The 8991-nt window shown below is 56.2% G+C and carries 12 protein-coding genes and 1 pseudogene; 12 read left to right on the forward strand and 1 reads right to left on the reverse strand.

The genetic code is table 11. From position 1 onward, the window contains the following. From eutB to DBR24_RS05855, 12 genes and pseudogenes are all read left to right on the forward strand, one after another. Positions 1-371: ethanolamine ammonia-lyase subunit EutB (eutB, locus tag DBR24_RS31570; RefSeq protein WP_256591291.1), on the forward strand; the 371-nt coding region annotated here is incomplete at its 5' end. A 5-nt stretch (positions 372-376) separates the two neighbouring features. Beyond that, a complete protein-coding gene (eutC, locus tag DBR24_RS05805; protein ID WP_128614172.1) occupies positions 377-1201 on the forward strand; it encodes an ethanolamine ammonia-lyase subunit EutC in 825 nt (274 codons plus the stop codon). A 114-nt stretch (positions 1202-1315) separates the two neighbouring features. Continuing rightward, entirely contained in the window at positions 1316-1777 is a 462-nt protein-coding gene (locus tag DBR24_RS05810) for an N-acetyltransferase (RefSeq protein ID WP_003228592.1), read from the forward strand. 341 nt (positions 1778-2118) lie between these two features. Beyond that, on the forward strand, positions 2119-2769 hold the full coding sequence (locus tag DBR24_RS05815; RefSeq protein WP_128614173.1) for a DedA family protein: 651 nt from the start codon (positions 2119-2121) through the stop codon (positions 2767-2769). Positions 2770-2772: 3 nt separating this feature from the next. Further along, positions 2773-3585, forward strand: a complete 813-nt coding sequence (locus tag DBR24_RS05820; protein WP_128614174.1) for a zinc-dependent peptidase — start codon at positions 2773-2775, stop codon at positions 3583-3585. A gap of 112 nt (positions 3586-3697) precedes the next feature. After that, complete coding sequence (gene ppa, locus DBR24_RS05825; RefSeq protein ID WP_095188472.1) at positions 3698-4225, forward strand: inorganic diphosphatase; 528 nt, start codon at positions 3698-3700, stop codon at positions 4223-4225. Between the two features lie 222 nt (positions 4226-4447). Further along, a complete protein-coding gene (locus tag DBR24_RS05830; RefSeq protein ID WP_123463785.1) occupies positions 4448-5194 on the forward strand; it encodes a helix-turn-helix transcriptional regulator in 747 nt (248 codons plus the stop codon). A gap of 488 nt (positions 5195-5682) precedes the next feature. Continuing rightward, positions 5683-5970, forward strand: a complete 288-nt coding sequence (locus DBR24_RS05835; protein WP_128614175.1) for a winged helix-turn-helix domain-containing protein — start codon at positions 5683-5685, stop codon at positions 5968-5970. Between the two features lie 82 nt (positions 5971-6052). Continuing rightward, the gene (locus DBR24_RS05840) at positions 6053-6550 is read left to right on the forward strand and encodes an Hcp family type VI secretion system effector (protein WP_128614176.1); all 498 of its coding nucleotides are present in this window, start codon (positions 6053-6055) and stop codon (positions 6548-6550) included. Continuing rightward, the gene (locus tag DBR24_RS05845) at positions 6547-7254 is read left to right on the forward strand and encodes a DUF4225 domain-containing protein (protein ID WP_128614177.1); all 708 of its coding nucleotides are present in this window, start codon (positions 6547-6549) and stop codon (positions 7252-7254) included. Before DBR24_RS05840 ends, DBR24_RS05845 begins: the two co-directional genes overlap by 4 nt. A gap of 374 nt (positions 7255-7628) precedes the next feature. Next, positions 7629-7715: pseudogene (locus DBR24_RS31575) on the forward strand (DUF4433 domain-containing protein); the annotation flags it as partial. Further along, on the forward strand, positions 7712-8797 hold the full coding sequence (locus tag DBR24_RS05855) for a macro domain-containing protein (protein WP_128614178.1): 1086 nt from the start codon (positions 7712-7714) through the stop codon (positions 8795-8797). The pseudogene DBR24_RS31575 and the gene DBR24_RS05855, both read left to right, overlap by 4 nt. Before the next feature lie 43 nt (positions 8798-8840). Here DBR24_RS05855 and DBR24_RS05860 read toward each other — a convergent pair. Continuing rightward, on the reverse strand, positions 8841-8991 hold a 151-nt coding region (locus tag DBR24_RS05860), incomplete at its 5' end, for a DUF2135 domain-containing protein (protein WP_128614179.1).

Consider the following 8991-nt stretch of genomic DNA (forward strand, 5'->3'; position numbering starts at 1 on the left):
AAATCATCCGCGCCGGCCTCGAAGACCACTTCTGCGGCAAGTTGCTCGGCGTGCCGATGGGCTGCGACATCTGCTACACCAACCATGCCGAAGCCGACCAGGATGACATGGACACCCTGCTGACGTTGCTCGGTGTAGCCGGGATCAACTTCATCATGGGCATCCCCGGCTCCGACGACATCATGCTCAACTACCAGACCACTTCGTTTCACGACGCGCTCTACGCGCGCCAGACCCTGGGCCTGAAACCGGCGCCGGAGTTCGAGCAATGGCTGGCGAACATGGGCATCTTCACCCAGGCGGACGGCAAGGTCCGCTTTGGCAACAACCTGCCGCCGGCCTTCCGCCAGGCGCTGGCGCAACTGGGATGAGTGTTATGGAAAAACCGCCTGTCGACCCGCAAAACCCCTGGCTGGAACTGCGCCGCCTGACCCCGGCGCGTATCGCCCTCGGCCGCACCGGCACCAGCCTGCCGACCAGCGCCCAACTGGATTTCCAGTTCGCCCACGCCCAGGCGCGGGATGCGGTGCATCTGCCGTTCGATCATCCCGGGCTGAGCGCGCAACTGAGCGAACGCGGGCGCGAGAGCCTGTTGCTGCATAGCGCGGCAACGGATCGCAACAGCTACCTGCAACGCCCGGATCTGGGGCGCAAGCTCAGCGAAGACTCGGCGCAACGCCTGCGTGACCATGCGCAAGCGCATCCGGGCGGCGTCGATCTGGTGATTGTGGTGGCGGACGGTCTGTCGGCGCTGGCGGTACATCGGCATACCCTGCCATTTCTGACGCGACTGGAGGAGCAGATGAGCGCCGACGGCTGGTCGGCAGCCCCCGTGGTGCTGGTGGAACAGGGTCGGGTTGCCGTTGGTGATGAAATCGGCCAGTTGCTCGGGGCAAAAATGGTCGTGATGCTGATCGGAGAGCGTCCCGGCCTCAGTTCACCGGACAGCCTGGGGTTATATTTCACCTACAATCCAAAGGTCGGGCTGACCGATGCCTACCGTAACTGCATTTCCAACGTACGGCTGGAAGGCTTGAGTTACGGCATGGCAGCGCATCGCTTGCTGTATCTGATGCGCGAGGCCTGTCGGCGACAACTGTCGGGCGTGAACCTGAAGGACGAAGCACAGGTGCAGACGCTGGAGTCGGACACAGGTGCGGACATGAAGGGAAATTTCCTACTGAGCCCGCCCATAACCTGAACCGTTTCCGCATTGCCTTTCTGCGCTGCTTTCAGGCAGGATCGCTGCACGGCCGCAGGGTTTCCCATCGCCGTCAGAGCAGTTGAAGACAGCCACTTGAAGACGAGACCTATCATGCGGATTATTCAAGCGACCCTCGAACATCTGGATTTGTTGACCCCGTTGTTCGTCAAATATCGCGAGTTCTACGGTTCCCTGCCTTACCCGGATTCCTCCCGGGCGTTCCTCGAAAAGCGTCTGCGCCGCAAGGAGTCGGTGATTTACCTGGCCCTGGCCGACGATGATGACAAGAAGCTGATGGGCTTCTGCCAGCTCTATCCGAGTTTCTCTTCGCTGTCGCTCAAGCGCGTGTGGATCCTTAACGACATCTATGTCGCCGAAGATGCCCGCCGCCAGCTAGTGGCCGACAACCTGATCCGCACCGCAAAGAAAATGGCCAAGGAAACCCAGGCCGTGCGCATGCGTGTCTCCACCAGCAGCAACAACGAAGTGGCGCAGAAAACCTACGAATCCATCGGGTTCAAGGAAGACACCGAGTTCAAGAACTACGTGTTGCCGATCAGCGACGAGCTCTAGGGCTCAGACGCTCACGTTGATCGAAGGCATGTTGTGGCGAGGGAGCCTGCTCCCTCCGGGCTGCCAAGCAGCCCTGTCTCAGTCAACTCAACGTGTCAGGCAAATCAAAGCCTGGGAGTGCTGCTCCCCCAGCGGGCGCAAGCTCCCTCGCCACAATCAATGCCAGCCTGACAATTGTTCACACCCCGACATCCCCCGCTACAAAACCAACGCGCTTTTCACCTCTCAGACCGTATAATCCCGAGCTTTCCGGCTTGTAAGAAAAACTACACCCCGCTGTAGGCTTACACCCAAATCATCCGCACAGGCCTGCAGAGTCGGGCCATCACCACAGGTGCCCCATGGATTTCAACCCGCTCGACCTTATCCTGCATCTCGACGTCTACCTCGATTTGCTGGTGACCAACTACGGGCCGTGGATCTACGCGATTCTGTTTGCCGTGATCTTCTGTGAAACCGGTCTGGTGGTCACGCCGTTCCTGCCGGGCGACTCGCTGTTGTTCATCGCCGGTGCCGTCGCGGCGGGCGGTGGCATGGATCCGGTCCTGCTGGGCGGCCTGCTGATGCTGGCGGCGATTCTGGGCGACAGCACCAACTACGTGATTGGACGAACGGCCGGCGAGAAGCTGTTCAGCAACCCGAACTCGAAAATCTTCCGCCGCGACTACTTGAAGCAAACCCACGACTTCTATGACAAGCACGGCGGCAAGACCGTGACCCTGGCACGTTTCCTGCCGATCATCCGCACGTTCGCGCCGTTCGTCGCCGGCGTGGGGAAAATGCCCTACCCGCGTTTCTTCGGCTTCAGCGTATTCGGCACCATCCTCTGGGTGGGCGGTCTGGTGACCCTGGGTTACTTCTTCGGCAACGTACCGTTCATCAAGAAGAACCTGTCGCTGCTGGTCGTGGGCATCATCCTGCTGTCGCTGGTACCGATGATCATCGGTGTCGTACGCAGCCGTTTCGGCGGTGCCAAAGCCGAAATCCGCTGAGCCATGTGGTCACTGAGCGCCTGGCGACGCCGGCGCATTCTGGCCAGGCACCCGATTGCCGACGAGCTATGGCAACGGGTGCGCCAGCATCTGAGTTTTCTGGACGGTATCAGCGCCGCCGAAGATCAGTGGCTGCGTGAAGCCTGCGTGTTATTCCTCGAAGACAAACACCTGAGCGCCCTGCCCGGCGTCGAATTGCATCAGGAACAACGTCTGCTGCTCGCCGCCCAGGCACAATTGCCACTGCTGCATCTCGGTGACTTGAACTGGTATCAGGGATTTCACGAGATCGTTCTGTATCCCGACGACTTCCTCAGCCCGCAACGTCATCGCGATGCCAGCGGCGTCGAGCATGAGTGGGATGGCGAACACAGCGGCGAAGCCTGGCAACAGGGGCCGATCATCCTGGCCTGGCCCGGGGTGATGGCCAGTGGTGGCTGGGAAGGCTACAACCTGGTGATCCATGAACTGGCGCACAAGCTCGACATGCTCAATGGCGACGCCAACGGCCTGCCGCCGCTGCACGCCGACATGCGCGTCAGCGATTGGGCCGAGGTCATGCAACACGCCTACGACGATCTCAACCGCCAGCTCGACCACGATCCTGACACCGAAACCGCCATCGACCCGTACGCCGCCGAGAACCCCGCCGAGTTCTTCGCGGTCACCAGCGAATACTTCTTCAGTGCCCCGGATCTGCTTCATGAGGCTTATCCACAGGTCTACTTGCAACTGAAGCTTTTCTACCGGCAGGATCCGTTGAGCCGGTTGCGGCAACTTCAGGCCACAGACCCGGTCTATCAGGCGCACGACTAAGGTCTGCACGACTTTCGGTACATGGCGTCGCCGGCAGAATATGCCTATAATCGCCGCCACTTTTTGGTCAATCCGGCCAAGTGTTTTTGGTCAACTACGGGGGCAACGCCCAATGAGCTACAGCAAGATTCCGGCTGGCAAAGACCTGCCAAACGACATCTACGTCGCGATCGAGATCCCGGCCAACCACGCGCCGATCAAATACGAAATCGACAAAGACAGCGATTGCCTGTTCGTTGACCGTTTCATGGCCACCCCAATGTTCTACCCGGCCAACTACGGTTTCATCCCGAACACCCTGGCTGACGACGGTGACCCCCTCGACGTGCTGGTTGTGACCCCTTACCCGGTTGCACCAGGCTCGGTGATCCGCGCGCGTCCAGTCGGCGTCCTGAACATGACCGACGACGGCGGCGGCGATGCCAAAGTCATCGCAGTCCCACACGACAAGCTGTCCCAGCTGTACGTCGATGTGAAGGAATACACCGACCTGCCGCCACTGCTGATCCAGCAGATCGAGCACTTCTTCGCGAACTACAAAGATCTCGAAAAAGGCAAATGGGTCAAGATCGAAGGCTGGGCTGGCGCTGACGCCGCTCGCGACGCGATCACCAAGTCGGTTGCTGCCTACAAAGGCTAAGCACCTGCACCCTGCGTGATGCTTGACGAAAACCCCGGTTGATCCGGGGTTTTTTGTAAGCGAAAAGTATCCACTTAAACGTTTCGTTTAAATCCCGAGCAGCACGGTTTTAACTTGTTTAATTTCCCACATTAACGTCTTACATCCCGTCGCAAAATTCAGCCCGTTTTTGAACGACCGGTTTATTCAAACCGCTCTGGCACGGCCGTAGACTCCGTGTTTATGAGAAAGAACACTAGCGGTCCACGATTCAAGGCACTCCTGGAAGCAGCGAACATCACCACCACGGGATTCGCAAAGTTCTGGGGCACGGAAGCCCAAAATGTCCACAACTGGTACACCCGGGGCGTCCCGGCGTATCGCATGGAAGAAGTCTCACGCCTGCTGTCCGTCAACAGCGAATGGCTGAAAACCGGCGAAGGCCCCAAGGAGTCGCCTGGCCTGACGCCGCCCGCCAGCAACGGCGACACCTTCGATGCCCACGCCATCCGCGGCGTCTACACGGTCGTCGACCCCAATGACATCGACCTGACCTTCTTCAAGGAAACCCCGCTCACCAACGGTTCCGGCAAAACCCACGTAATCCAGGACCCGGACCAGACTATCCGCCTGCTGCGTGCACACCTCGACAACCTGGACATCCGTCACGCGGACGCCATCTGCGCGCACATGATCGGCAACAGCATGGCCGACCGCATCGAAGACGGCTCCGTCGTCGCCATCGACCGCGGTCTGACCCAAGTGGTTGACGGCGAGATCTACGCCATCGAACACGACGGCATGCTGCGCATCAAATACCTGCACCGCATGCCCGGCAACGGCCTGCGCCTGCGCAGCCACAACAGCGCCGAATACCCGGACGAAGTCTTCCACCCCGCACAGATCGAAGAGCAACGGATTCACATACTGGGCTGGGTGTTCTGGTGGTCGACCCTGAGCAAACGCCGGCCGGTGGTGCCGTTTCTCTGATCTCACGGCCTGCAAAGCCCCCTGTAGGAGTGAGCCTGCTCGCGATGAGGCCCTGATAATCGGTACAAATCTCGAATTTGTTCGACTGCGGTCGCTCTAACCCGCACTTCAGGCTGGGAATCCCAAGCAAAACTCAGTATCCTGCGCCCCACATTTGCGCATCGACCCGCTCCCGCGGCCCAGATGACGCCTGACGCGGCAGACCAACGTCTGACCAAGTCCCACAGCCGGACGCAGATCCGGGTGTACGTTTTGAAGGCTGGCGCGGTTTACCAAAAATAAGCCAAGCCAGTCCCCGAGAAGCCGGCCACAAGCCGGCTTTTTAATGCCTGCAGGAAAGTACTCCGGCCAGCATCCGCATGCGCAAGCGCCGAGAAACGACACCTTACGCTTTCAAGACTTCAACGCTCGCTCTCCAAGGCGTCCTCAGTGAGCGTTAATTTATACTCGCTCCAGTCTGTAAAAAACCTCCAGCACAAGATGCGCACGTGTCCGTTCCAACCTACGACCAATTCATCGAACCGATTCTGCGTTTTCTCGTTACTAAACCCGAGGGAGCTATCGCTCGGGATGCCCACGAAACAGCGGCCAAAACGCTGCAACTGACCGAATCCCAGCGAGATGAACTGATCGCCAGTGGCCAGGCCACCGACAAAAACCGATCAGGGTGGGCACACGATCGACTCAAACGTGCCGGCCTTTCGAGCAGTGCCAAAGGTGGCTACGAGGCACCGCGACTGAGTATGAAGGGAATAAATGAGCCGCAAGATTATTGATCGAGCAAATTTCGGAAACGACCTACAGCCAACCTGCTTGCGTTAGTAATAGAGTAATTAGCCAATCAAAGGAGGGTTGCACATGGCTAATCACGGATACATGTCGATTACTGGAAAAAAGCAAGGTTTGATCTCGTCGGGCTGTTCTATCCTGGACTCTATCGAAAACAAATGTCAGCTTGGTCACTTTGATGAAATCATGGTACTGGCTTACTCCCATAACATGGTTGCCGGTAGCGATGGAACGGTAACAGGCGGTCGCGGGCAGCACATGCCCATTGTTATCACAAAAAACATTGATAAATTTTCGCCACTCATTGCCAGCGCATTGCATGACGGTGAGGAAGTCGAATGCGTCGCTGATCTTTATCGAACGTCTCCAATAGGGAGTCAGGAAAAATACTTTACAGTACGACTGTCCGGGGCACAGATTGCGCACATGAACATTCAAGTTCCCCATGCCATCCATATGTCAGACGGTCAACCCCACGAAATCGTCGCTATCCGTTATCGCGCTATTACCTGGTCGCATGTTCAGACTGGCACCAGTTCACACAGTACGTGGACTAACGCAGTATGAGTGACCAACAGTGCGATATTCACGATGTTACGAAAGCAGCCTCGGATCTGATGTCCTTAGGCTGTACGGCTAGCGGTACATACCTGTCTGATAGCTTGGCTCAGGTGCAATTCAGCTCATTTATTGCCAACTACGTAAATGAAATAATCCGGGATGTTAACGAGGGCATAATTACTGCGTGGGATGGGGTTCAGGAGCTGAGGGCAGAGTATGACGGGCTAATACATACGACATGGTTTTATGCAAGAAACGGAATTGGAGTGGCGGCAGGTGTTATGCAGGTTGAGGTTGGAGTGGCTATTTCAGCCTCTTCTGGCGGTCTAGCCGTGATACCTGGCACGCTTATAGCGGGACATGGTGTAAACAATATATATGAAGGCATAGGGAACATACACAATGGACCTGAGGACGAAAGTATAACCGGGCCAACCAGGGCCGCCTACCAAGCAATTTTTAGAGGTGAGCATAGAGGCAATATGGCCTACTACACTACAGACTTTCTTTTATCCGGTTTCGGCTTGTTGCGCTCAGTGAGAAAATCCGAAACCACACAGCTATTTGTGCGCGACTCAATCAACTATGAAAAAGCACACAGACAAACGAGTAGCCTGGCGATGTTTTTCGAAGGGCTCATCGATGCACTAACAATTGACTCACTACACTCGGAATACTTAAAAAAGACTCAAGACAACAACCAGAACTAGTTCTATATAATGCTCCGAAGCCTTTTACCATATACATAAAATCCAATACAAGCCACGACAATATAAACAGCAATATACAATACATTTAGATGACTGACTGCAACTTGCATTATCTCAGTCACAACCCAAACTGCGATTCCCGTGACAGGAATTGAGCACCCAAGAACCAAAAAAATCAGAGCCAAATAGTAGCGAAGGCTTTCAACTTTCATAAGTTAACTTCCTTTTAAAATGCTCTATATAACCGGTTAGTTTCTGTGAGTGCCAGATACCGTGACGCTACGTACCACTTTTCCGGATTCTGACTGTGCCACAGGTTTCAGTTCACCGTAAACCCGGATCCGCTCTGACGTTTCTAAACGACACACGATATCGCCCCCAGAGCACGCATAGAACAAGACGTCGCCGCCAGAGGCTTGACTTCACCTGTCCATGCGCACCCCAAATGGTATTTCCAATGATCAGATTCACCCAAGGCAACCTGTTGGAAGCGAAGACCAAAACCCTCGTCAACACGGTGAACACCGTGGGTGTGATGGGTAAAGGCATCGCGTTGATGTTCAAAGAACGCTTTGCGCAGAATTACCGACTGTATGCAGCCGCGTGCAAGGCTGGTGAAGTGGAAACCGGCAAGATGCACGTGACTGCCACCAATGAACTCGATGGCCCACGCTGGATCGTGAACTTCCCTACAAAACGTCATTGGCGCTCTCCGTCGCAAATGGCGTGGATAACCGAGGGACTGCATGATCTGCGTCGTTTCTTGATAGAAAACGATGTGAAATCCGTCGCCGTCCCGCCGCTAGGTGCGGGTAATGGTGGGTTGAAGTGGCCTGAAGTGCGTGAGCAAATTGTTGAGGTACTGGACGATCTGGATGTGGATGTATTGGTGTTCGAACCCTCCGATCAATACCTGAATGTCGCTAAACGCAACGGAGTCGAGCAACTCACTCCGGCACGCGCGCTGATTGCCGAACTGATGCGGCGCTATTGGGTTCTGGGCATGGAATGCAGCCTGCTCGAGATTCAGAAACTGGCCTGGTTTCTTGAGCGCGCAATCGAGCAGTTGCCGGATACCGAGAACCCTCTGAATCTGAAGTTTGTCGTGCACAAATATGGGCCATACGCCAACCGGCTGGAACATCTGCTCGATAACCTCGATGGCAGTTATCTGCACTGTGACAAACGCATCAGTGACGCTGGCATTGGCGATGTAATCTGGTTTGATCAAGAGCGCAAAGCGTTTTTGCAGACGTATCTCAAGACCGAGGCCAAGAAATACTCGCAAGCCTTGGAGCGCACGGCCCAACTGATTGATGGTTTTGAATCGCCATTCGGCATGGAGTTATTGGCAACGGTGGATTGGCTGTTGAGCCAAGAAGGGGTATCAGCGACCGTCCCTGCGGTGCGCGAAGCATTGAAGCAGTGGGACGGTGGGGCCGGCGCTGCGGCTCGCAAGAGCAAACTGTTCGATGATCAGGCACTTGATATTGCACTCAGGCGCCTGACTTCGAGCAGTTTTCGGCCTGAATTAGCGACCTGAGCAAATGAAAGGAATTGGGCAGCCACCTGCTGCCCAATCACCCTCACGGATAACTGAACGACTTCACCAACGTCAACTCCCCCACCGCCCGCATCGGCACCACAAACGTCTCCATCTTCTCGCTCGGCGTGCCTTCCTCGGTAATCACCGTCACCTGCGCCGTGGTCAACGCCTGCGCCGCCTCTTCTCCACCC

Source organism: Pseudomonas sp. HMWF006 (assembly GCF_003061205.1).
In the GTDB taxonomy this organism is placed as follows: Bacteria; Pseudomonadota; Gammaproteobacteria; order Pseudomonadales; family Pseudomonadaceae; genus Aquipseudomonas; species Aquipseudomonas monsensis.